Source organism: Priestia sp. SRI_019 (genome assembly GCF_057586255.1).
This window is the reverse complement of the sequence record NZ_JBYCZN010000007.1, coordinates 75,604-97,091: the sequence shown is the minus strand read 5'-3', so window position 1 is coordinate 97,091 and position 21,488 is coordinate 75,604. Positions and strand designations below refer to the sequence as shown.

The 21,488-nt window shown below is 34.5% G+C and carries 27 protein-coding genes; 18 read left to right on the top strand and 9 right to left on the bottom strand.

What is annotated here, in order from left to right:
* Positions 1-437: 437 nt before the first annotated feature.
* From AC2YJL_RS24815 to AC2YJL_RS24805, 3 genes are all read right to left on the bottom strand, one after another.
* Positions 438-572 (bottom strand): hypothetical protein, encoded by a 135-nt coding sequence (locus AC2YJL_RS24815; protein ID WP_269067562.1) that lies wholly within the window; start codon positions 570-572, stop codon positions 438-440.
* Between the two features lie 15 nt (positions 573-587).
* The gene (locus tag AC2YJL_RS24810) at positions 588-1,490 is read right to left on the bottom strand and encodes a permease (RefSeq protein ID WP_230932183.1); all 903 of its coding nucleotides are present in this window, start codon (positions 1,488-1,490) and stop codon (positions 588-590) included.
* A gap of 90 nt (positions 1,491-1,580) precedes the next feature.
* Positions 1,581-2,033 (bottom strand): MarR family winged helix-turn-helix transcriptional regulator, encoded by a 453-nt coding sequence (locus AC2YJL_RS24805; RefSeq protein ID WP_116516819.1) that lies wholly within the window; start codon positions 2,031-2,033, stop codon positions 1,581-1,583.
* A 201-nt stretch (positions 2,034-2,234) separates the two neighbouring features.
* On the opposite strand from AC2YJL_RS24805, the gene AC2YJL_RS24800 reads away from it, so the two are divergent.
* From AC2YJL_RS24800 to AC2YJL_RS24790, 3 genes are read left to right on the top strand one after another with little or no spacing between them, the layout of a single operon-like run.
* Positions 2,235-2,528 (top strand): carboxymuconolactone decarboxylase family protein, encoded by a 294-nt coding sequence (locus tag AC2YJL_RS24800; protein WP_116516818.1) that lies wholly within the window; start codon positions 2,235-2,237, stop codon positions 2,526-2,528.
* Positions 2,529-2,539: 11 nt separating this feature from the next.
* Positions 2,540-3,763: an ATP-grasp domain-containing protein gene (locus AC2YJL_RS24795; RefSeq protein ID WP_230932184.1), complete on the top strand. Its 1,224-nt coding sequence runs from the start codon at positions 2,540-2,542 to the stop codon at positions 3,761-3,763.
* A 2-nt stretch (positions 3,764-3,765) separates the two neighbouring features.
* Positions 3,766-4,056, top strand: a complete 291-nt coding sequence (locus AC2YJL_RS24790; protein ID WP_116516816.1) for an ArsR/SmtB family transcription factor — start codon at positions 3,766-3,768, stop codon at positions 4,054-4,056.
* A 16-nt stretch (positions 4,057-4,072) separates the two neighbouring features.
* On the opposite strand, the gene AC2YJL_RS24785 is transcribed toward AC2YJL_RS24790, so the two are convergent.
* Positions 4,073-5,326 carry a helix-turn-helix domain-containing protein gene (locus AC2YJL_RS24785; protein ID WP_195694654.1) on the bottom strand — a complete coding sequence of 418 codons (1,254 nt, stop codon included), beginning with the start codon at positions 5,324-5,326 and terminating at the stop codon, positions 4,073-4,075.
* A gap of 738 nt (positions 5,327-6,064) precedes the next feature.
* Between AC2YJL_RS24785 and arsL the strand changes: the two genes are divergently transcribed.
* The 5 genes from arsL (at position 6,065) to AC2YJL_RS24760 (ending at position 10,865) form a co-directional block, all read left to right on the top strand.
* A complete protein-coding gene (arsL, locus tag AC2YJL_RS24780) occupies positions 6,065-7,339 on the top strand; it encodes an arsinothricin biosynthesis radical SAM protein ArsL (protein WP_221816176.1) in 1,275 nt (424 codons plus the stop codon).
* 28 nt (positions 7,340-7,367) lie between these two features.
* Positions 7,368-8,072 (top strand): aquaporin, encoded by a 705-nt coding sequence (locus AC2YJL_RS24775; protein ID WP_269067567.1) that lies wholly within the window; start codon positions 7,368-7,370, stop codon positions 8,070-8,072.
* A gap of 19 nt (positions 8,073-8,091) precedes the next feature.
* Positions 8,092-9,201, top strand: a complete 1,110-nt coding sequence (locus AC2YJL_RS24770; protein ID WP_116516813.1) for a GTP-binding protein — start codon at positions 8,092-8,094, stop codon at positions 9,199-9,201.
* Between the two features lie 13 nt (positions 9,202-9,214).
* Positions 9,215-9,598 (top strand): ArsD-related vicinal cysteine protein VcpD, encoded by a 384-nt coding sequence (vcpD, locus tag AC2YJL_RS24765; protein WP_230932186.1) that lies wholly within the window; start codon positions 9,215-9,217, stop codon positions 9,596-9,598.
* A 262-nt stretch (positions 9,599-9,860) separates the two neighbouring features.
* Positions 9,861-10,865 carry an inorganic phosphate transporter gene (locus tag AC2YJL_RS24760; RefSeq protein ID WP_230932187.1) on the top strand — a complete coding sequence of 335 codons (1,005 nt, stop codon included), beginning with the start codon at positions 9,861-9,863 and terminating at the stop codon, positions 10,863-10,865.
* 91 nt (positions 10,866-10,956) lie between these two features.
* Here the strand turns inward: AC2YJL_RS24760 and AC2YJL_RS24755 are convergent, their stop codons facing one another.
* Both AC2YJL_RS24755 and AC2YJL_RS24750 read right to left on the bottom strand, forming a co-directional pair.
* A complete protein-coding gene (locus tag AC2YJL_RS24755) occupies positions 10,957-11,385 on the bottom strand; it encodes an ArsI/CadI family heavy metal resistance metalloenzyme (RefSeq protein WP_230932188.1) in 429 nt (142 codons plus the stop codon).
* A 78-nt stretch (positions 11,386-11,463) separates the two neighbouring features.
* Positions 11,464-11,757, bottom strand: coding sequence for an ArsR/SmtB family transcription factor (locus AC2YJL_RS24750; RefSeq protein WP_195697079.1), 294 nt, complete (start codon positions 11,755-11,757; stop codon positions 11,464-11,466).
* A gap of 375 nt (positions 11,758-12,132) precedes the next feature.
* Between AC2YJL_RS24750 and AC2YJL_RS24745 the strand changes: the two genes are divergently transcribed.
* The 8 genes from AC2YJL_RS24745 to AC2YJL_RS24710 all read left to right on the top strand — a co-directional run bounded on the left by AC2YJL_RS24745 (position 12,133) and on the right by AC2YJL_RS24710 (position 18,072).
* A complete protein-coding gene (locus AC2YJL_RS24745) occupies positions 12,133-12,621 on the top strand; it encodes an arsinothricin resistance N-acetyltransferase ArsN1 family A (RefSeq protein ID WP_195694660.1) in 489 nt (162 codons plus the stop codon).
* Positions 12,622-12,877: 256 nt separating this feature from the next.
* Positions 12,878-13,228, top strand: a complete 351-nt coding sequence (locus tag AC2YJL_RS24740; protein ID WP_230932189.1) for an ArsR/SmtB family transcription factor — start codon at positions 12,878-12,880, stop codon at positions 13,226-13,228.
* A 15-nt stretch (positions 13,229-13,243) separates the two neighbouring features.
* Positions 13,244-14,542 (top strand): arsenical efflux pump membrane protein ArsB, encoded by a 1,299-nt coding sequence (locus tag AC2YJL_RS24735; protein WP_047751971.1) that lies wholly within the window; start codon positions 13,244-13,246, stop codon positions 14,540-14,542.
* A 23-nt stretch (positions 14,543-14,565) separates the two neighbouring features.
* A complete protein-coding gene (gene arsC / locus AC2YJL_RS24730; RefSeq protein WP_047751970.1) occupies positions 14,566-14,988 on the top strand; it encodes an arsenate reductase (thioredoxin) in 423 nt (140 codons plus the stop codon).
* A gap of 117 nt (positions 14,989-15,105) precedes the next feature.
* On the top strand, positions 15,106-15,474 hold the full coding sequence (gene arsD / locus AC2YJL_RS24725; RefSeq protein WP_230932190.1) for an arsenite efflux transporter metallochaperone ArsD: 369 nt from the start codon (positions 15,106-15,108) through the stop codon (positions 15,472-15,474).
* 13 nt (positions 15,475-15,487) lie between these two features.
* Positions 15,488-17,260 (top strand): arsenical pump-driving ATPase, encoded by a 1,773-nt coding sequence (arsA, locus tag AC2YJL_RS24720; RefSeq protein ID WP_487375000.1) that lies wholly within the window; start codon positions 15,488-15,490, stop codon positions 17,258-17,260.
* Positions 17,261-17,324: 64 nt separating this feature from the next.
* Entirely contained in the window at positions 17,325-17,753 is a 429-nt protein-coding gene (locus tag AC2YJL_RS24715) for a protein-tyrosine phosphatase family protein (RefSeq protein ID WP_230932192.1), read from the top strand.
* A gap of 34 nt (positions 17,754-17,787) precedes the next feature.
* Positions 17,788-18,072, top strand: a complete 285-nt coding sequence (locus AC2YJL_RS24710) for a HesB/IscA family protein (protein WP_047751966.1) — start codon at positions 17,788-17,790, stop codon at positions 18,070-18,072.
* Between the two features lie 575 nt (positions 18,073-18,647).
* Here the strand turns inward: AC2YJL_RS24710 and AC2YJL_RS24705 are convergent.
* Together AC2YJL_RS24705 and AC2YJL_RS24700 are read right to left on the bottom strand one after the other, a co-directional pair.
* Complete coding sequence (locus AC2YJL_RS24705; protein ID WP_165574757.1) at positions 18,648-18,818, bottom strand: hypothetical protein; 171 nt, start codon at positions 18,816-18,818, stop codon at positions 18,648-18,650.
* Positions 18,819-19,151: 333 nt separating this feature from the next.
* Positions 19,152-20,243, bottom strand: a complete 1,092-nt coding sequence (locus AC2YJL_RS24700) for a YsnF/AvaK domain-containing protein (protein WP_230932193.1) — start codon at positions 20,241-20,243, stop codon at positions 19,152-19,154.
* 325 nt (positions 20,244-20,568) lie between these two features.
* Between AC2YJL_RS24700 and AC2YJL_RS24695 the strand changes: the two genes are divergently transcribed.
* Both AC2YJL_RS24695 and AC2YJL_RS24690 read left to right on the top strand, forming a co-directional pair.
* A complete protein-coding gene (locus AC2YJL_RS24695; protein ID WP_230932194.1) occupies positions 20,569-20,880 on the top strand; it encodes a hypothetical protein in 312 nt (103 codons plus the stop codon).
* 164 nt (positions 20,881-21,044) lie between these two features.
* The gene (locus AC2YJL_RS24690; RefSeq protein ID WP_483879672.1) at positions 21,045-21,197 is read left to right on the top strand and encodes a DUF8096 family protein; all 153 of its coding nucleotides are present in this window, start codon (positions 21,045-21,047) and stop codon (positions 21,195-21,197) included.
* Positions 21,198-21,242: 45 nt separating this feature from the next.
* Here the strand turns inward: AC2YJL_RS24690 and AC2YJL_RS24685 are convergent, their stop codons facing one another.
* Entirely contained in the window at positions 21,243-21,440 is a 198-nt protein-coding gene (locus AC2YJL_RS24685; RefSeq protein ID WP_487374999.1) for a hypothetical protein, read from the bottom strand.
* Positions 21,441-21,488 lie beyond the last annotated feature (48 nt).

Here is a 21,488-nt window from a genome sequence, read left to right as displayed (position 1 = left end):
CCTATTACTAAAATGAAACGAAAAAACTTCTTGATTTTTCTATGTCTTCTGAACTCATAAAAATTAAAAACATTATTCATACAAATCCTCCTCGTCTTATTTTTAAGAAACAAAGAAATAAAAAAGGAAGATAAAACCTCCCCACTTATAACTCATTAGGTAGTTTTATCTCCCGATATACCATTGTTTCACCTTTATTGTACTTAATATTTTAAATTGTCTGTTATTTATAGTGTTAGCAACATGGTACACAACATTGAGAATTAGACTTTGTGACATTGGAATTTCTGGATATAATACCTTTTATTTTTGAAAGGTAATTCTCTTTAGCTAATAAATTAGTATCATGTGTCTGTTGACGAGATGCATAATTCATCGCACGTTGTTCTTGCATGAGTATAAATTCTAGTTCATACATCATAATTACTCACTCCTTTTTAAGCTTCTTTCTTTTGCTCCTTATTAGCTTCACTTGAGCAACAAGTGCTCTTTTCTTCTTTTATCTCTACAATCTCGATATTGCAGCAATCTTTTTCTTTCTTATTTCCTTTAAAAATTGACATTAATCCCATTTTTCTTCGCCTCCATTAAAGTTCTAATACTAAGAATAAATAGCCTGAAACAGTTGCCATCAAAAACACTGATACAACAAATGCACTTACTAATTTCTTATGGAAAATACTCTTCAACATAATGATTTCAGGTAAACTTGCACCAGCACCTCCTATTAGCAATGCCATAGTCGGAGCAATAGGGAATCCATTAACAAGTAAAGCTTGAGCAATTGGTAACATCGTTGATAGACGAATGTATAATGGAACACCAATAATAGCTGCTAATGGGATAACCCACCATTGGTTTTGATCAGAAATAAATGTCAAGAAATTGGTTGGCACTGCCTCCTTAATAATTGCTCCTACGAATGCACCAATTAATATATATACGAGAACTGAACGAATTAAATCTATAGTTTCCTTAATGGATTCCTTAATGTTTAAAACAAGATCTTTTCTGCGACGTTCATCTTGCTCTGGGAGATTTCCTTTAATCATGACTTTTTTAACTTGCTCTTTATAGTTTTTCTTATTTAAATACCATCCAATAATCATAGAGAATACAAAAGTTGTAACGGTATAAATAGCTGTTACCTTTACTCCATAGATATAAGCCATTAACCCTAAAATCCAAGGATCCAATAACGGTGAAGTAAATAAATATGTCATTACTGTTTGGAAAGGAACATTACGATTGAGCATAGTTACTAGTAAGGGAATAGTGGAACATGAACAGAACGGTGTTATAAAACCAAGTAGTGCACCTGCTAAGTTACCTAGGAAAGGGTTTTTACTCCCCATCCATTTCTCTACTTTTTCAAAAGGAACATAGGCTTGAATAAAACTAATGAAAAAAGAAATACCAAGGAATAAAACTAATAAGTTCTTACTTAAAGATAGAAACTCCAATAATACTTTGGTTACTAAATCTGGCATAAAGCATTCCTCCTAATTCATTTAAACTTCGAAACTATGTATATTTACAATAGTTGCAAAATACAACTATTACTTTTAGAAAAAGAGGCATTAACAGCAACTGCTGTTTTTCATAGCCCCTAAAATTAAATCAATACTTTCTAAAACTTGACCCCGTTTATTTTCTGGTACGTTAGAAAGGATTTCTTGAATATATATATTCATCTGTTTAGCAATCTCATCTTCATATTGCTCACCTTCAGGAGTAAGCGTAATGGTTACATATCTACGATCAGTAGGGGATTGTATACGACTTACTAAGTTACGTTCTACCAATCCTTGAATGTGACGACTTAATGTACTGTTATCCAACCCTAAAGAAGAAGATAGTTCATTTAAAGATGGGGTTTTTGTGCGCTCCACTTCAAATAATATATGACTCTGTACTAAAGAAACCCCACAACATTGTGCACCTTCTTTTTCGAGTAAACCAAAGCGTCTAATTAGGATTTGAAGCATTTGACGAAATTGATGAGATTCTTTTCCCACTTCTACGTTGTTCATATTCTTTTCACCACACCTTATTTGCTTGTTGAAACAATTGTAAAATACAACTATTTCAATTGTCAATGATTAAATTGCCATTTTTTTCAGATTTTTTTGTTGACGGGTATTGAAATAGATTATATTATTTAATTAACAAAATAAAACATTTTAATAAAAATAATAAAAATGTTAATAAAGTTAAAAAGGAGTGTTAAATACATGTTAGCTTTAAATCAAAAATTAAATTCTTGTTTTGATACTTTCTTTACGGAAGCAGTCGAAGGGGGCACACTTCCAGAAAGAGAGAAAGTTGTAGCTATTTTAACTTCAGCTACTTTATTAAACGATCAGGATACGTTGAAGAACGCAGTTCTAACAGCTAAACAATTAGGTTTTACCAAGGAAGAAATCGGTCAAATAACGGGTATCGCGATTGCTGTTAATGCTCAAAAGTTAAGGGATCAAGTCGAGGTAAGGGTAGAAAGTAAACCATCTTCTACATGCTGCCAATAAGGAGCCAATCTATGGAGAATCAATATGTTATTTTAGTGAGTCCTAGGGATAATGAAGTTCAATTAGTAAAGGAGAAGGGCTATAAAATCATTTTATTAAGAAAAGAGATTTCATATGATGAAATTTTTGATGTGGATATACCTGTTGAAATTGATTTAAATGACGAAGAAGCTGTGTTAGAAAAGTGTCTCCAACTAACTAATCAGCTAGAGGTCATTTCAGTTTTTACCATGAATGAGTATAGAATTCCCTTGGCATCTAAGATAAGTGAAATGCTGCAATTAAAGTATCAACTACCTTACGAAGCTAGTTTAAGATGTAGAAATAAAAAAATGGCTAGGCAAAAACTAAATGAAGCTGGTGTAGGAGAGGTCCAATATCGTCTTGTTACTTCAGACAGTAACTTGGAATCCCAACTTCAAGGCATGGATTTTCCCCTTATTGTTAAACCTTCTAATGATTCAGGAAGTAAAAATGTTTACTTATGTAAGAACGAATCAGAAATAACAACAGCTATTAAACATATTGTGAAAAGTAAGAAAAACATTGTGGGCCAAACCATTGATTCAGACATACTTATTGAAGAGTTTTTAGATGGACCGGAGTTTAGTATTGAGTCTGTAACGGTTAATGGCCAAACTACTATTATTGGAATTACAAAGAAACTTGTAACTCCATATCCTCTTTCTATTGAAGTAGGACATGATTTCCCTGCAAACTTAAATACTAATGAAGAGAATGAAATTAAAAGGCTAGTAGAACAAAGCTTAGCTGCTTTAGATGTGGATTTTGCCGTTACTCATACTGAGGTCAAATTAACAGAGAAGGGTCCAAGAATAGTGGAAGTAAACGCTAGACCTGGAGGCGATGAGATTCCACACCTGGTGAAAGCAGTCACTGGAGTAGATCTTAAAGCTTTAGCTTTCCTTGTTACCTTAGGCAAAGGAATTGCTTCCATAGATTTGTCTTCATCTACTGTTCCTTCTGCCTCCATTCGATTCTTGTTAGCAAATAAGGAAGGGAAAGTGTACTTCGATGAACAGTTCCAATCTGCTTCTATAAAAGAACAGAAGTGGTATGTTAACGATGGTGAATCAGTCCAACGAACCGAGAGTAATTTTAATCGTTTGGGTTATTTTATTGTCTATGGAGATGAGCAGAGTCCTTCATGTAGTAAAGCCGATTCTGTAGAAAAAGAATTATCTATAACAATTAAGAACCCATTGGAGATTTAATTATGATTACAGGTGTTGAAAATAAATTTAAAGCGCTTAGTGATAAGACTAGACTTGCACTTTTACAGGAAATTTCCTGTTGTAAGGAGTTATGTGTATCCGATTTGCAGGATAAATTTCAAATTTCTCAATCTAAGTTATCCTATCATTTGAAATTATTAGTTGAAGCAGGAATACTTATACGTTGTGAAAGAGGAACCTGGTGTTACTATAAGGTAGATGAGAAAGAAGTTAAACGTATCTTATCGCCAACTATCTACCAAGAAATCATAAAAAACAGTGAGTCAGAGTAACTCACTGTTTTTTGTATTAAAAGCATTCTTTATAGGAATCTGCAGCTTTTTGGAAATCTCCTAACTGGAAGTAAACATCAGCCACCTTTTTACAGACATAATCACATGGCATAGATTGTTCTACCAAAATTCTTTTTGCTTCACTATAATTTCTTAATGTTTCTTCTGTATTAGATAATTTACAATTAATATCTCCTAAAAGTTCAAATGCTTGTGCCTTATGTTTATTAACATCATTTATACCTATAATGTCTTCACATATAGAAGAAGCCTTTACATATTCTTCTTGTAAATAGTACACTCTTGCAAGTTCTACCTGCGCGTTCATAATTCTCGCTTCTTCTGCATTCAAATTCTTATAAATGTTTATAGCTGTTCTCAAATCAAGTTCAGCTTGATAATAGTCTTCTTGGTAAGAAAATAAAATTCCTAGGTTGGTATAGGTACCGGCCTCATGGTATCTATTTTCACTAAGTTTAAAGTATTTAAGAGCCCGTTCATAAGAACCTTTGGCATCTTTATAACGTTTTAACTCCATATTACAAATTCCCAGAGCCATAAAAATTTCTCCTGATTTATAAAAGGTGCCTAGACTATCATTTAAGTCCCTTGCTTCTTCTAAAAAATTAATGGCAGAATAAAATTCCTTTAATTTACCGTGAACAACCCCTAAATTAACCAAGATGGATATTCTTATCATTCCACTAATTTGATCATAAATCATAATACGATAAGCCTTATTTAGAATATGAAGTGCTTTTTCATTATTATTAACCTGGCTATGGCTAGAGCCAAGAGAGTCTAAAGAACGAAGCATTTCATTCGTATGTTTACCTTTTTCAAGCTTTGAAAAACTCTTTTCAAAGAAAGTAATGGCGTGGTTATAGTCTTTTTTATGCTCGTAATACTTTCCATGTATCCACATTAAAATACCTTTGTCATATTCATTTAAATCGTTCCGGGACAAATATTCTTTATTTTGAATAAATGCTTCAACTTTATCAAATGAATTCGCATTTACTTGGTTTTCTGCAGTTTTTATTTCTTTTTTTACTTGGGATAAAAGTAAATCTTTATTTTCTATAGTTTTAAAGAAATCATCGACTGTACAATCTAGTTTCTCGCTTAACTTTTCTAATACATCAAATGAAGGCTGAACAAGGCCTTTTTCGATCTGGCTTAGATAGCTTCTAGTAATGATGCCCTCTGATAAATCTTGCTGCGTTAACTTTGATTCTTTTCTTAATTCTTTTATGCGCTGTCCTAACATAAAAACTACCCCAATCTTTTCTTTATTTACCTATCTCTATTATTAACATTTTTGAACAAAATGTAAATAGTTTGTTAAATGTTCAAAATATGTTGACAAGTAATTCCACATCTATTACTATTTACTTATGAATTAACATTTATAACAAAACTTATAAATGATTAAAAATGTTAACTGATGTTAAATGGTGTGAAAAAGGAGGAAGATAAAGATAAAGTTTGAAGATTACTAGTTAGTAAGGTTAACACTTCCATATTTATGATGACAGTTAGGGAAACTTAATTAAAATAATTTGAATATTCAAAAATGAAAGGGAGCGATGAAATTGAAATATAAGATATGGCTTATGTACGCTACGATGGCAGCAGCCGTTATTATCTCTATGGCAGATCCAGTTTGGCCACGAGTTTAAATAAGTAAAATAAATTGTTAAGAGGAACTCAAAAATACTCTAATAATGGAGGAATTGAAATGAAATTGAAGTATAAGACTTGGTTTATGAAAGCTACGATAGCAGCAGCCGTTATTATCATGATGGCAGACCCAGTTTGGCCACGAGTTTAAATAAATGAAATAACTTATTAAGGAACAATCAAAAATACTCTAATAATAGGAAATTAAAATTAAAATAAAATTGAAATGTAAGATGTGGTTTATGAAAGCTACGATGGCAACAGCTACTATTATCATGATGACAGATCCAGCTTGGCCATAAGAAGAAATTAGGGGGATTAATTAATGAATATTTTACTAGTTTCAAATTTTGAAGGTGGCTTTCAACCAAATACTATTGCTACAGCAGCCACTCCTTTAATTAAAGCAGGTTTTAACGTTTCAGTTTTAGATACTTACGTTGAAGGCATAGTGGAAGAAAAGTTTTCTGATAAAGATTTAATCGCAATTTCCGTTCCGTTATTTGATGCAGTGCATGCTGGAATCGAGATCGCAAAACGGGCCGCAGATCTTAACCCAGAAGCCCACATAACCTTTTTTGGACAACATGCCACGATTAACGCTAATCGTTTAGCTGGAAAGTATAGTAACTCCTGTATTTGTGGGGAGTGGGAGCACCCATTAACCCTATTAGCTAAACATCTTTCTGGCGATGTACAAGAAAATATCCCAGGCTTATTAAGTGCAGAGCAAGCGATAAAAGGAGAATCCATACATCCTTACATGGCACGTAATCACCTAGACATACCTTCACGAGATTTATTACCACCATTGTATAAATACCCTCAAAAGCAAATTAATCATATTTTAGGATCGGAAGAAGTTGTAGGCTCTACTGAAATTGCAAGAGGCTGTCACCACAAATGCTTATACTGTTCAGTATTTGCAGCATACGATGGCAAAGTCATTTTAGTTCCAGAGGATATAGTGTTAACAGATATTCGAAATTTAGTTGCAGGGGGAATGACTCACCTTACATTCATTGATGCAGATTTCTTTAATGCAAAATATCATGGAATCAAAATTTTACGTAAACTTCACGAAGAATTTCCTGACTTAACATATGATTTTACCACTCGCGTAGATCACATCTTAGAAAATAAAGAAACTCTTTTAGAAATGAAGAACCTAGGAGTCAAATTTATTACCTCAGCATTAGAATTCCCATCTGAAGAAGTACTTGATGCGGTTGCTAAGGATACTACTGTTTCAGATATTGAGGAAGCAATTGCCTACTTAAGAGAGATTGATATCAAGTTGAATCCAACGTTTATCATGTTTAATCCGTGGACGAAATTTGAAGACCTTACGACATTCAGAACTTTTGTAGAGGATAATCAACTAGGAAATATAGTAGATCCAATTCAATATGAAACAAGACTATATTTGTATAAAGGTTCCCCATTATTAAATAAAGACTCTATTAAAGCCTTAGATTTAGAAGAACATGAATTTCACTACGATTGGAAACATCCAGATCCTCAATTGGACGAGCTTTATTTTGAAATGTTAACACCAGCTGAAGAGGGCATCTTTAAGCGATGCTGCTTGAAATGTTAAGGAGGAATAACTAGTGGCTGAGAAATCTATGGTAACAGCTCCTGTTGGCCAAACGCATGTCTTGCCAAAGATAGACCCTTACGCAGAAACAAAGAAGAAACTGATAGCAGAGTTTATTGGAACCTATTTTCTTGTTTTTGCAGGGACAGGAGCAATTGTCGTCGACTCCCTTACAAAGAGTCTAACTCATGTTGGAGTAGCCTTCACATTTGGTTTGGTTGTATTGGCTTTAATTTATTCATTTGGACATATCTCAGGAGCTCACTTCAATCCAGCAGTCACACTCGCTTTTCTATTTCTTGGTGAAATCAACAAAAGAGAAGCTACACTATACCTTTTCACTCAATTAATCGCAGCTTCCGCCTCAAGCCTCACGTTATTACTTATGTTTGGGGACGTAGCGAACTTGGGAGCTACTCTGCCTAGTGGTTCTTGGACCCAAAGCTTTATTTTAGAATTCGTTATGACATTTGTACTCATGATGGTGATTTTAACATCAGCTGTACATGGTAAAGCCGTCAAAGCATTTGCTGGCATGGCAATAGGAGCAACTGTAGCTTTAGAAGCCATGTTTGGTGGTCCAATTAGTGGGGCCTCAATGAATCCTGCTCGATCATTTGGACCTGCAATCGTATCAGGTACAGTTAGTACGCTATGGATCTACCTAATAGCCACTGTATTAGGTGCCATTAGCGCTGCCTTCATTTATAAAATACTTCATGAAGAAGAGTAAATAATCAGGGGGAATGAAAATGAAAACTGCAAAATTAGTGTTACTTGGAGGATTTTTAGGAGCTGGTAAGACAACTACAATGATTAATTCTGCTTTAAAACTTGAGGAGCAAGGTTATCGTGTAGCCATTGTAACAAATGACCAAGGGAAAGAGTTAATTGATACTGAGCTAGCTCGCAAAAATGGTTTAGATACAAAAGAAGTAACAGGCGGTTGTTTCTGCTGTCAATTTGAAGACTTATATGAGAATTTAACTGGTTTATTAGAGGAAAAACAACCAGATGTCATCATTGCAGAAGCTGTAGGAAGTTGTACAGATTTAGCTGCTACTGTAATCCAGCCTTTAAAACAGTATTATTCAGAGCAGTTTAAGACTGCGCCTTTAACAATTGTTGTAGATCCAGCTAGATTAATGCATGAGTTAAATGCCACAGATGAAACAAGACCTTCTTTTTCACAATCAGTCAGCTATATCTTTGAAAAACAGTTGGCTGAAGCAGATATCATTACGTTAAACAAATTAGATCGCTATTCTTCTGAGGAAGTTGAAAAATTATATAACTATTTACAACAACGTTATCCACAAACGGTCATTCAAACAATTTCCGCAGAAAGAGGAGATAACCTTGATGTTCTGACAGAAACTTGGTTAACAACAGATTTAGGTGGAGATAAAGTACTTGATATCGATTACGAACGCTATGCAGAGGGAGAAGCTCAATTAGCTTGGATGAATATTTTGGGTGATTTAAACTCTGATCAAGACGTAGATCCACGTCAGTGGGCTAAAAGCTTCCTAGATAAATTAAATGCCCACTTTATAAGAGAAAAAATGGCCATTGCACATTTAAAAGTACATGTAGGACTTGAAAATGGATATGTAAAGGCGAGTATGGTTCATACAGGCGATGAACCAACGTTTACGGAGGAAAATGTCAAAAATGCAAAACAACTAAGAGTTGTTTTAAATATCCGTATTGAAGCATCTCCAGCCATCTTAAATCTAGTTGTAGCAGATGCCATTGGAGCTTTAAATCAAGAATTTAGAACGAATTGGACTGAAACATACAATGAGTGCTTTAGTCCATTACCACCAAAACCAGTTCATCGTTTATACGAAGTAATGTAAGGAGGAGATATAAATGAAATCAAGCGATTTAATCGAAATTTTCCCAAGTGTACCAAATGTTCAAGGAGATTGTTGTGATACAGATTCTAACTTGGAAGTAGAAACTGATTGCTGTGAAGATAGTCAAAGCTTTTATGAAGAAAGCCTTGAATTAAAAGATCAATTAAAAGAGCACTTTGATAAATCGGTAAATGTGCATCTTTATAATTATGATATTTCAATGGATCGCGTAATGGCTCAGAAAAAACTCAGCGAATTAATTAAACAAAGAGGATTTCAGCATATAAGCGAGGATACAATCCTTAAATATGTAACACCAGCTGTAGTTGTAAACGGGAACTTAATAAGCTTTGCAACTAAACCTCATCTAGAATTAGTAATAAAAGAAATTAACTAAGCGATAAGGAGCCAGCTTGCTGGCTCCTTATTCATAATAAGACCTATATATAAATAAAACATTGGCTTCTAAATAGAGAGATAAAATTCTTCAAAGGTAACAGACTATATCATAATGAAGGGGATTGAAGAAAGAGATGCAAAATCAAAAGATAAGTGAAGATATAGTAATTCAACCAAGGATAAGAAAGAAATTAAATTTTGGAACGAGCCCTCTAACAGGCTTAATCATCTCAATTGTAACGACAAGCTTCTTTGCACTAATGAATATTGTTCCTACAAGTTCCTTTTTAACGTTTATAGGGTTATGTGTTGTCGCATGGTTAGCTGCAGAAAATGGAGGAAACGATGTCTCTAAAGGTGTGTCCTCGTTAGTAGCTTCTGGCTATGCGAGTGCGTTAACAGCTATTATATATGGTGTTATCATGACAGCAATTGGAGGAGTATGTTCCTTTTTTCTTGCTTCTAAATTAGTTGGTTTATTTACTGCAGGTTTAATGAATCCAGACTATCAACTTACAGGCATTATGGCTTTAGCTATGGCTTTAGGAGCAACTCTTTGGGTAGCACTTGCCACTAAATTCTCGTTACCTGTTTCTACAACTCATGCCATTATCGGAGCAGTCATTCTAGTTGCATGTATTTCACAGGGGGTATCTAGTGTTTTATGGGGCAATCTTGGAAGTAAATTTGTTTTACCATTACTTCTTAGTCCTGTATTAGGTTTATGTATAGCTTGGTTACTTAATTTATTTATAGACAAAATTAAAATTAATCCACAAGTAGGAAAAGGTATTGCGTGGATATCTAGTGGCTTAATTTGTTTTGTTCGATCAGTCAATGATACGCCAAAAATTGTAGCAATTGCTTTACTAGTCTCAGTGTTAAATGGTTCCTCAGAACAAAGCAATACCTTACCATTTTCATTCTTCATTTTAGTCACGGTAGCAATGAGCCTAGGGAGCTTAATTAAAGGGCTGCCAGTCACAGAGTTGTTAGCAAAAAAAGTGACCAAATTAGATGAAAATAGCTCCTTATCAGCAGTGTTCACTACCACCTCATTAGTTATGGCATCGAGTCAATTTGGATTACCAGCTTCTACAACCCACGTAAGTACTTCTTCTATTATTGGAGCTGGATTAAAGAATGGACGAAAAGCAATGAATTTCGGAGTTATTAAAGAAATTATTCTATCATGGGTAGTTACTTTACCAGGAGCCGGGATTATTGCAATGGTCTTCTACTATATTCTAAAGTTACTCCTTTAACAGCTATTATATCTTTATACGATTTCCGAAGTAGAAGAACATGTTAGAGATTCAAAAAAAGCCTGTCTCCTTGAAGAGGCAGGCTTTTCATTTAACAACAAGTTTTAGGGGCTTTTTCATTTGGCCCTACATTGGAGCTAATTTTATGAACATCACTATTTGCTTTAGTGTAAAAGAATTCCCATTCATTTCCGTCCGGATCTGTTACCCAAAATTTATCTTGAACAGCATAACAACAAGTTGTATCCATCTCCTCACGAGCAAAGAATCCTTCTTTCGCTAATCGTTCTTTATGAGCAATTACTTCTTCTGCATCATTAACTTGGAATCCAAAGTGGTTGACTTGGTTCCCGTTTACCTCATCACGTACGTTTAGAGTAAAGTTAAGTCCTGGTTCATCTAATAGAAATTTCGCATAGTCTTCTTTTATCTTCTCAGGTTTTATGCCAAATACCTTTTGATAGAACTTAATCGATTGGTCTAAATTCGTTACGTTAATTCCTACATGAACATATTTCACTTAAAATTCCTCCTTAGTAATATAAGCACTACGTTAAATCAAAAAAATTGATATATTCGGTAAAAAATAAGGATAAAATTATCCTTTTTCATTTTTAAATAAACAACGTAGCTCCTCAGATAATAAATGATTTAGCTCTTCGTTGTTTAGATCATAGTAATTCCAAGTTCCCTTTTTTTCTTTTGTAATCAAGTTAGCATCCAATAAAATCTTCAAGTGATAGGATAGTTTTGACTGGGATATACCAAAGAATTCAGTTAAATCACACACACATGTTTGACCTCGTTGACAAAGCTCATGCATAATTTCTAGTCTTTTTTGATCCGCAAGAGCTTTAAACTTTTGTTCGTATTGTTCAAATGTTTGCTTCATATCTTTTACTGTATCCATTACTCTTCTCCTTAATCAACTTTTTTTGATTTAATAGGTAAATGTATTGTATGCTTTTTCAAAATTTGTATACGTAGTTTTTCCGCGTAACATTGGATCATCATGAAAAAAACGTTTGAATATAAGGGTTTTAGCTTCGTTTTTGTCTATATTTTGTGTATTGACGACTAATCGGAAATAAGCATGAAAATACTCTACAGATAGGTTTCCTGAATTGTTAATTCTCATATTTTAACCTCACATTGAATGAATCAAAATTTCTTGATGTATTAATCATATCAAAAAAATTACAGAAATCAATTAATACATCAAAAAAAATTGATATAATAATTAAAGACTTAAGATAGGGGGAGTTTTATGAATGTTCGAATCATGAAAGAAGAGGATTTACCACAAGTTTTAAGTATTTATAACGAAGGAATTGAAGACAGAATTGCTACTTTAGAGGAAGATGTAAAGGATTTACCTTACATAAAAGAATGGTTGTATCATCGCAATGATCGGTATGAGGTTATTGTGGCCGAAAGAGAAGGAGAAATAGTCGGATGGGCTTCTTTAAATCCCTATTCTCATCGTTGTGCATATAATGGCGTAGCTGATGTATCCGTCTATATTCAACGTGAGAGTCGAGGAAAGGGGATTGGAAAAGCTTTATTGCACACCTTAGAAATTATCGCAAAGAAAAATAATTTTCATAAGCTAGTTCTCTCGACTTTTCCTTTTAATGAAGCAGGTCAGAAACTATACCGTAGTTTGGGGTTTCGAGAAGTTGGCGTTTTTTATGAACAAGGAATATTAGACGATCAGCATGTAGATGTGATGGCAATGGAGAAAATCCTTAAATAATTCGTAAAATCCTCTAAGGAATAATCTTGGGGGATTTTTCACATATAAGTAGAAGTTGATGTGAAGGTTAATTATTACATAAATTTCTTTATATATAAGTGAACAGTTAGATGGGTGCATGATAACAAGATGGGACTGATCTAACTTATTTAATCAAAAGGGTTGTAAATGTTTTAAAAAGCAAGTATATTAATACACATAAACATATAAGCAAATTATTATATATTAATTCTAGTTAACTAGGAGGTGTATGTACGTGGGTGTGAAAACAGTAGTTGAAATTGAAAAAGCAGCTCAAATTCTAAAATTGTTGGGTGATAAAACGCGCCTATCAATGATGAAGCTTTTACAAACAAATGAATGCTGTGTTTGCGAATTAGTAGAAATCTACAAGGCTAGTCAGCCATCCATTAGTCAGCATTTACGCAAGTTAAAAGATATTGGTTTAGTGAAGGAAAAACGAAAAGGACAATGGGTTTTTTATTCTCTTAACGAAGCACATGAAAATCACGATTTTATAATCAGTTTGCTTGCTTCATTACCAAGTCAAGATGAACGTTTAACTGAATTAGAAAAACAAGGCTTACGTATTAGTTGTTGTGAGTAATTGGAGGTTTAAAAATTGACATCAGTTGTCCTGGCGTCACTGATCTTTTTAGTGACATTAGTTTTTGTTATTTGGCAACCTAAAAACCTATCTATAGGTTGGTCAGCCTGTGGGGGAGCCGTCCTGGCTTTGCTGGCAGGAGTCGTTGATTTTCAAGATGTTCTGGATGTAACAAGCATCGTATGGAATGCGACCCTCACATTTATCGCAGTTATTATTATTTCCTTAATTTTAGATGAAATTGGTTTCTTTGAATGGGCAGCATTGCATATGGCAAGAGCTGCAGGTGGCAATGGTGTTCGTATGTTTGTATATGTTTCGCTACTTGGAGCCGTTGTTGCAGCCTTATTTGCGAATGATGGAGCAGCCTTAATTTTAACGCCGATTGTACTGGCAATGGTTCGCGCATTAAAGTTTGAAGATAAAATGGTCTTTCCATTTATAATTGCAAGTGGATTTATTGCAGATACAACGTCATTACCACTTGTGGTTAGTAACTTAGTTAATATCGTATCAGCTGATTTTTTTGGTATTCGATTTTCTGAGTTTGCATCACGTATGATTGTGCCAGATTTGTTCGCACTCTTCTCAAGCATTATTGTTTTATATCTATACTTCCGCAAAAGTATTCCTAAGAAGTACAATGTTGCGGATTTACAGAAACCAGTCGATGCGATTAAAGATGAAAAGATGTTCCGATTATCTGGGATAGTACTCGTTATTCTAGTCCTTGGTTACTTTGTTGGTGAATTTTTCGATATTCCGGTATCTCTCATTGCAGGAATTATTGCTGTTTTCTTCTTAGGAATAGCAAGAACAAGTCCAGCAGTGGAAACAAAAACAGTATTAAAAGGAGCACCGTGGGCCATTGTCTTTTTCTCCATCGGTATGTATGTCGTGGTATACGGTTTACGTAATGTTGGTCTAACAGAAGTGCTAGCCGATGTGATTCAAGCAACAGCCGATCAAGGCCTGTTTGCAGCAACCATTGGCATGGGATTTATTGCAGCCATTCTTTCATCCATCATGAACAATATGCCAACCGTTATGATTGATGCCCTTGCGATAGACGCAACACATACAACAGGAACGATTAAAGAAGCACTTATTTACGCCAATGTTATTGGATCAGATTTAGGTCCGAAAATCACGCCAATCGGTTCTCTTGCCACACTCTTATGGCTTCATGTTCTTTCTACAAAAGGCGTGAAAATCTCATGGGGAACCTATTTCAAAACAGGTATCATTTTAACCATTCCAACACTGTTTATTACACTTGTTGGTTTATATATTTGGTTACTTATTATTTCATAACATTTCTAAAGGAGATTTGACACATGTCTAAAAAAACACTTTATTTCTTATGTACAGGTAACTCTTGCCGTAGCCAAATGGCAGAAGGTTGGGCAAAAAAACATCTAAATAATGAAGAATGGGATGTACGCAGTGCAGGTCTGGAAGCACATGGGCTAAACCCCAATGCTGTCAAAGCGATGAAAGAAGCAGGCATTGATATTTCGAATCAAACATCTGATGTTATTGATCCTGAAATTTTAAATAATGCGGATTTAGTCGTCACGTTATGTGGTCACGCAGCAGATCACTGCCCAGTAACGCCTCCTCATGTAAAACGTGAACACTGGGGATTTGATGATCCAGCAAAAGCAGAAGGAACAGATGAAGAGAAATGGGCATTCTTCCAACGTGTACGTGATGAAATCGGAGAGCGTATTCACCGTTTTGCTGAAACAGGTAAATAATCATTAAAATTAAATAGCCGGGAGAGTTTCTCTCGGCATATCCTTTATCTTTTATATAAGTATATTATTATAAACTACTTTTAAAAAGGTATAGTCTACATAAAGGGAGATGAAATTATGAAGAAAGTAGAGATTTTTGATCCAGCTATGTGTTGTTCAACAGGTGTTTGTGGTCCTAGTGTTGATCCTGAATTAACAAGGGTGGCTTCAGCTGTATTCTCCTTGGAGAAAAAAGGGTTCGATATTACACGTTATAACTTAACAAGCGAACCAAATAAGTTCGTTGATCAAGTAGCAGTTAATAAGATTCTTATGAGTAAAGGTCCAGATGCTTTACCAGTGGTATTAGTGGATGGTGAAGTAGAGAAAACTGGAAGCTACCCAACCAATGAAGAATTTGCTGAATGGTTTGGTGTTAAAACTGAAGAATTAAAGAGCGAAAAACCACGCATGTCGATCAAATTAAATATTAATAATCCAAAATAGGGAGGTAAAAGAAATGTTCAAATCTTTTCAACCCGAAAAAATGGTTCAAACACCCTTTTTATTTTTTACAGGTAAAGGCGGTGTTGGCAAAACATCCATAGCATGTGCTGTAGCTGTTTCGTTAGCAGATAACGGTCATAAAGTACTGATTGTTAGTACAGATCCTGCTTCAAATTTACAAGATGTATTTGAAATTGACTTGAGAAACGAGCCAATTGAGATACCGATGGTGAAAAATTTATATGCTTGTAACCTGGACCCTGAAGAAGCAGCAAAAACATACCGTGAGAAAGTCGTAGGACCTTATCGTGGAAAACTCCCTGATGCTGTTGTTTCTACTATGGAAGAACAATTATCTGGAGCTTGTACGGTAGAGATTGCTGCATTTGATGAGTTTACAAATTTACTTGCTAATGAAGAAATGGTCAACCAGTTTGATTATATTCTTTTTGATACAGCGCCAACAGGGCATACACTTCGCTTGTTACAATTGCCTAGTGCATGGACTGGTTTCTTAGATGAAAGTACACATGGAGCTTCTTGTTTAGGGCCTTTATCAGGTCTAGATGAAAAGAGAGGTTTATACGCAAAAACGGTAGAAGCTTTATCAAATCCGGATCAGACGACTTTAATGTTAGTGGCTCGGCCCGATGTTTCTTCTCTAGAAGAGGCAAATAGAGCTTCAAAAGAATTAAAAGATATTGGCATTTTAAATCAAAACTTAATTGTGAATGGGTTAATGAGTCAATATGTACAAGGCGATGAAATATCTACTGCTTTTTATACTCGACAACAAGAATCATTAAAGAAAGTGCCAGAAGAACTTCAACAAATGGTTATGTATTCAGTGCCTTACGTATCTTACCCTTTAACGGGTATTAATCATTTACGTCGTTTGTTTAAATCAGAGACATTACCAGAAACCGAAATTAAAAATGTAGAGCTTTCTCCAGAAAAGTTATCCGAGTTTAAAGATGTTGTAGAAGACTTCTCTAAAAATGGAACAAAAGTTATTTTCACAATGGGTAAAGGCGGTGTTGGTAAAACAACAGTAGCATCTGCCATTGCAGTAGGACTAGTTGAAAAAGGCCATCGTGTTCATTTAACTACCACAGATCCTGCAGCCCATTTAGATTTTATTTTTAGTAATAGTGGAGCAAAGGAATTACTAAGCATCAGTCGAATTGACCCTAAAGCTGAAGTAGATGCTTATAAAAAAGAAGTACTTACAAAAGCTAGTGAGGAACTTGATGAAGATGGCATTGCTTATATTCAAGAAGACTTAAATTCACCATGTACAGAAGAAATTGCTGTGTTTCGAGCTTTTGCGGATGTGGTAGCTAAGTCAAATGATGAAATTGTAGTCATTGATACAGCACCAACTGGTCATACGTTGCTTTTACTTGATGCTAGCGAGTCTTATCATAAAGAATTGGAAAAAGCTACAGGAGAGGTTCCAGAAAGCGTTAAAACGTTACTGCCACGTTTACGTAATCCAAAAGAAACGAGTGTAGTTATTGTAACTCTTGCAGAAGCAACGCCAGTATTAGAAGCGAATCGTCTTCAGGAAGACTTGAAACGTGCTGAAATTACGCCAAAATGGTGGGTTATCAACCAAAGTTTGTACGCAACAGATACAAAGGATGCTATTTTAAAGGGAAGATCACAAGCTGAAAAAGCATGGATTAAGAAAATAAAGAAAGAATTAACATCTAATTGTGCTATTATTCCCTGGCAACCAGAAGAGAAAATCGGTTACGAAAAAGTCAAAGAGTATATTCAATAATTCAAAGTGGGAAGTAACCTGTTTTAATAATGATTCAGACATTAAAATTATAGAGGTGGACAACATGAATAACAAAAATTATCAATCATTAATTGACAATCGTATTTTTATTGGTGGTGCAGCTGATGTAAAAGAAATAATGAAAAATGATAAAGTAGATGTGATTTATGACTTACGTGCAGAATCATTAGAACATGATGCTCCAGAAGTACGTGTTCATACGCCAATTGTAGATGATGCAGAAAACCAAGATGAATCTATTGAAAATGCAATTAATGAAGTAATAAAATCGTACAAGGAAGAGAAGAAGATTTACTTCCATTGTGCAGGAGGAAGTAATCGTACTGGTACGATTGCAATTGGAACTCTGTTAGCACTTGGAGAAGCTGATTCCATTGCAGAAGCCGAAGAAAAAGCAAAAGCAGCTCGTGCTAAAATTAATGTAAAACCTGAAATGAAAGCTTCACTTCAACGTTTATTTCCAGAAGCTTAACCAATAAATATAATTGAAGATAGGGAGAGATTAGATGAATATCACAGATGGAGCTAAAAAGATGTTAGAAGATGTATTCGCTGAACAAGGAGCTAAAGGCATTCGTTTTTACTCTGAAGGTGCTGGATGCTGTGGACCTCAAGTCGGTTTATCATTAGACGAACCTACTGAGGATGATACAGTCCAAGAAATTAACGGTATTCAAGTAGCTATTGAAAATACAGTACTATCTACAACTCAAGGGCTTACACTTGATGTTCAAGAAGGTCCTCAAGGTGCAGGATTTGTTTTGGTAGGAATGGATAACAGCTGTTGTTAATTAAATAATTAACTTTAAAACTGTAGAATATATGTGGTAAAAAGAGAAGGTTAAAATCTTCTCTTTTTTATTTACCTTTGTTTACTTCTTTTTAGGACCTAGAAGATACAATTCGTTATGCTGCCAGTGATTCTCATTACGTTCTACTTCAATTTTTGATACAACTTTAGATCTCCCATTCAGTTGATGAAAAATATACGCGACTAAGCCACGTTCCAACATATAAAGAAGAGCATATATTTTATAAACATCTAATGATCACCTGCTGCTGTATAGTTTCTTTTTATTTCTATGAGTAGACAGGCAAAATTGTGGGTTTTAATATAAATTTAAATTGTTTATATCTCAATTTCAAAAGTATTCTTAACAAATTGAGATATAAAAAAGCGCAGTCTAAGACACTCAAACGATTTTACTCTATCTATAAACTAACTCTATGCACTTACTATTATATTGGACCATAAAAGGCCCCCTTTCTCCTGAAATAAATTGGTTCCTAGAATATGTCTTATGTAAACTAGAAAAGGAAGTAAAGCAAACCCTTCTCATTTCTGAGTTAGGGTTGTAATTTTTATTTATACATGTAACTGCTGATTAACCAATCTCTTTACTCTCTCATAAGCTTTGACCTCACCTTGGTAAAAACATGCACTGTTCCAGTCTTCCCTTTTCTCCGCATCCTTTCTCCACGCATCAGATTGTTCTAGTAACTTATCAATGTATTCAATAAACTTCTTTCGTTCCATTTAATCACCTGCTTCTATTGGAATTGGAAATATTTATAAATTATTTTGATAAGTAATATTTCTAGAGTTTAGTGAGAATACCTGTTGGAATTTGATACAATCTCCAGGACTTTTAGGAATAAAAGAAATGACCCCCAGTAATGAAAGTCATTTCTTTTATTTTATTGCCTGTTTATGCTCATTTTAATAAGTTATTTTAATGCTTTTTTGATTTTAGAAACATTACTTATGTTAATTTAAAGAGAAATAAAAAAAGCTGCCAATACAGCTAGGCAGCCCTTCCTTAAATATCCCTAATTATTCTCTCTGCTATAAACCATAGAGGAGATATACTTATTTCTTTTGCTCGTTTGTTAATTTCTCATTGTTTTTTCTTTTTTCAGAAGTCGTAATATCTGTATCTTTAGTTTGACTTTCTGGTTTCTGGTTGTTTACTGGGGTTGCAACCTCTTCAATTTCTTTAATAACAGGAGAAGTTGTCACTTTAAGTTGAGCTTCTTGTTTCTTGTTGGGTGAAAGTTTAACTTTTTCCTCTTTTGGAGCATCAGAGGCAATTGCGGCAGCAACTTCTTGGTAACTTTGATCTACGTGATTATCCATGTTTTGATAGATTTCAGAGTCAGCAAGTTCAGGAATCACGGGAAGTTCTGACTGTTCAATTTTTGCTTCTTCCTTTAGAACAGTATCCTTCATCTCTTTAATCTCTTGAATTTTACGCTTACCAATGATGACTTCTTCCACAACTACAGGCCTCTTGGTTACTTCAACTCGCTCCTCCATAATAGGAATACGAATGATCTCGTTCTCTGTCAATGGGCTACCATCATACTGACCGTCTATGACCGGGCGACGTTCTACGTAGACTTCCTCACGCATAACTGGAACCTGGATAGTTCGTAGTTCTTCTACAATTTCCTTACGAAGGTTTATTTCCCCAGTCTGACCTCGCTCTTTCCTTACATTAAGCTGCTCTTCACGAAGTTGCACTGACCTATGCCCCTCTGTCTCGTATGGCGACTCCCTAACCGTAGTATGTGAAGGAATTGTTTGAGTTTCATCCACATCAATTAGGACAAGGATTTTCCCTTCCTTTACACCCATTTCACACTGTTTTGCAGTAAAGCTTTGAATCCCCATTCCGACAAGTTTTGAAGTTAGGCCACCAGCTTGGATAGTAGAAATCATTCCACCTGTCATCATGGTAAGAAAGCTGTCCATCATCACACCTGCCAACGAACTTACAGCTGGTGTTCCAGCTTCTATCATTACATTCGTTTCAGTCCCTAACTGTAAAGTATTATTGCTATCCTTTGCTATTACTAATATGTCTGTTTCACGATACCCCTGATGTTTTAACCCCTTAATTTCATGTATCACTTCTTGCTCCGAATGAAAAGCCCCTGCAACTCGTTTTCTCGTTCCCATTTTCCCTTCCCCTTAAATTTTAATTAAACGAAAACTTCTTTTCACATTTAATTCCATCCTTATTGTGTATATCATGTACCCAGTGGGTTTCTATTTAAAACTTGATACGGATGACTATGTAAATGACCCCTAAATTATAAAATGTAGAAAGATGAAGTAGAGGCAATATCCATATTCGGGAAAACTTTAGAGTTTTTATTGAAAAAGAACATTTGTTCGTATATAATATGAAAAAGGAAAAACTTCATATTTTTCCTTAATTGAAACATATAGGATATTTAATGCAGAGATAATTTACAATTAGTTTTCATGTGGGAGAAAAGCAATGAATTCTACATACCATCATTTAAAAGATACAAAAAAAGAAGAAGGACAAAAAGAATTACTTGAGAGAAACCTAGAAGCTCATAGAAGTAGAAGATGGGTAACCAACTCTATTTACGCTATGTCCCTACTTGTAGTCGTACTTTGTTTCTATTTTCATGTACCAAAGGCTGCAATTATTACTCTAATCTTATTTTTGATATGTGCAATTAGCGAAATACTGTATAGAGCGTTAGATAAAAAGATAGAACTACGGTTAAAACGGATTAAACAGGAGAAAAGAAAGATCATATTTAAAGGAAATAAATCCTAACAGCTTTTCTACGAATTCCTTTCTGCTATACAGATCTGAAATTATTTTTCACATGTGAACGAAGAAGAAAGAGTTAGCTTCATTATAGAATGAAGTAAAAAAGCAGTACTTTAACTATTCAAAGACTGCTTTCTGACTATATAGAAGAGAAAGATTAGCAAAAAATTATCCTTGATAAAGTTTATGACTATGCTGAATTTCCGAATAAAGTTAGTGTCCAATGCGATAACTGCAATTCATCTTACTTCAAAAGTTCTATAAAAGGTGCCATTTTTCTACGTGAATGTCGAGAGTGCGGGATGAAAAAGAGTATTTAAATATAGATGATATAGAAAAAGAGAAGGTTAAAAACCTTCTCTTTTTTAGTTTAATTGTGTTTTATCAATAGTTTCCGATGTGGTGTCGTAACCAGTCATCCCTTGGTACCCTGTATACGCACTACCATTAAATGCAGGAATCTTTTTAGAATATGATTCATATGTAGTAGATGCTTCAGCTACTCCTCCCGTAACTAATAATCCAAAAGCAGATACTAGGGCAAGTGCCTTACCTTTTTTCATATGTATTTTCTCCTTTTTTAAGCTATCAACCTTAGGAAATTTTGTTTC

What these genes read in the sequence shown, in the direction of transcription:
- AC2YJL_RS24815 (WP_269067562.1), bottom strand. Translation starts at nt 572, where the DNA reads ATGGGATTAATGTCAATTTTTAAAGGAAATAAGAAAGAAAAAGATTGC.
- AC2YJL_RS24810 (WP_230932183.1), bottom strand. Translation starts at nt 1,490, where the DNA reads ATGCCAGATTTAGTAACCAAAGTATTATTGGAGTTTCTATCTTTAAGT.
- AC2YJL_RS24805 (WP_116516819.1), bottom strand. Translation starts at nt 2,033, where the DNA reads ATGAACAACGTAGAAGTGGGAAAAGAATCTCATCAATTTCGTCAAATG.
- AC2YJL_RS24800 (WP_116516818.1), top strand. Translation starts at nt 2,235, where the DNA reads ATGTTAGCTTTAAATCAAAAATTAAATTCTTGTTTTGATACTTTCTTT.
- AC2YJL_RS24795 (WP_230932184.1), top strand. Translation starts at nt 2,540, where the DNA reads ATGGAGAATCAATATGTTATTTTAGTGAGTCCTAGGGATAATGAAGTT.
- AC2YJL_RS24790 (WP_116516816.1), top strand. Translation starts at nt 3,766, where the DNA reads ATGATTACAGGTGTTGAAAATAAATTTAAAGCGCTTAGTGATAAGACT.
- AC2YJL_RS24785 (WP_195694654.1), bottom strand. Translation starts at nt 5,326, where the DNA reads ATGTTAGGACAGCGCATAAAAGAATTAAGAAAAGAATCAAAGTTAACG.
- arsL (WP_221816176.1), top strand. Translation starts at nt 6,065, where the DNA reads ATGAATATTTTACTAGTTTCAAATTTTGAAGGTGGCTTTCAACCAAAT.
- AC2YJL_RS24775 (WP_269067567.1), top strand. Translation starts at nt 7,368, where the DNA reads ATGGTAACAGCTCCTGTTGGCCAAACGCATGTCTTGCCAAAGATAGAC.
- AC2YJL_RS24770 (WP_116516813.1), top strand. Translation starts at nt 8,092, where the DNA reads ATGAAAACTGCAAAATTAGTGTTACTTGGAGGATTTTTAGGAGCTGGT.
- vcpD (WP_230932186.1), top strand. Translation starts at nt 9,215, where the DNA reads ATGAAATCAAGCGATTTAATCGAAATTTTCCCAAGTGTACCAAATGTT.
- AC2YJL_RS24760 (WP_230932187.1), top strand. Translation starts at nt 9,861, where the DNA reads ATGAATATTGTTCCTACAAGTTCCTTTTTAACGTTTATAGGGTTATGT.
- AC2YJL_RS24750 (WP_195697079.1), bottom strand. Translation starts at nt 11,757, where the DNA reads ATGAAGCAAACATTTGAACAATACGAACAAAAGTTTAAAGCTCTTGCG.
- AC2YJL_RS24745 (WP_195694660.1), top strand. Translation starts at nt 12,133, where the DNA reads ATGAATGTTCGAATCATGAAAGAAGAGGATTTACCACAAGTTTTAAGT.
- arsC (WP_047751970.1), top strand. Translation starts at nt 14,566, where the DNA reads ATGTCTAAAAAAACACTTTATTTCTTATGTACAGGTAACTCTTGCCGT.
- arsD (WP_230932190.1), top strand. Translation starts at nt 15,106, where the DNA reads ATGAAGAAAGTAGAGATTTTTGATCCAGCTATGTGTTGTTCAACAGGT.
- arsA (WP_487375000.1), top strand. Translation starts at nt 15,488, where the DNA reads ATGTTCAAATCTTTTCAACCCGAAAAAATGGTTCAAACACCCTTTTTA.
- AC2YJL_RS24715 (WP_230932192.1), top strand. Translation starts at nt 17,325, where the DNA reads ATGAATAACAAAAATTATCAATCATTAATTGACAATCGTATTTTTATT.
- AC2YJL_RS24710 (WP_047751966.1), top strand. Translation starts at nt 17,788, where the DNA reads ATGAATATCACAGATGGAGCTAAAAAGATGTTAGAAGATGTATTCGCT.
- AC2YJL_RS24705 (WP_165574757.1), bottom strand. Translation starts at nt 18,818, where the DNA reads ATGGAACGAAAGAAGTTTATTGAATACATTGATAAGTTACTAGAACAA.
- AC2YJL_RS24700 (WP_230932193.1), bottom strand. Translation starts at nt 20,243, where the DNA reads ATGGGAACGAGAAAACGAGTTGCAGGGGCTTTTCATTCGGAGCAAGAA.
- AC2YJL_RS24695 (WP_230932194.1), top strand. Translation starts at nt 20,569, where the DNA reads ATGAATTCTACATACCATCATTTAAAAGATACAAAAAAAGAAGAAGGA.
- AC2YJL_RS24685 (WP_487374999.1), bottom strand. Translation starts at nt 21,440, where the DNA reads ATGAAAAAAGGTAAGGCACTTGCCCTAGTATCTGCTTTTGGATTATTA.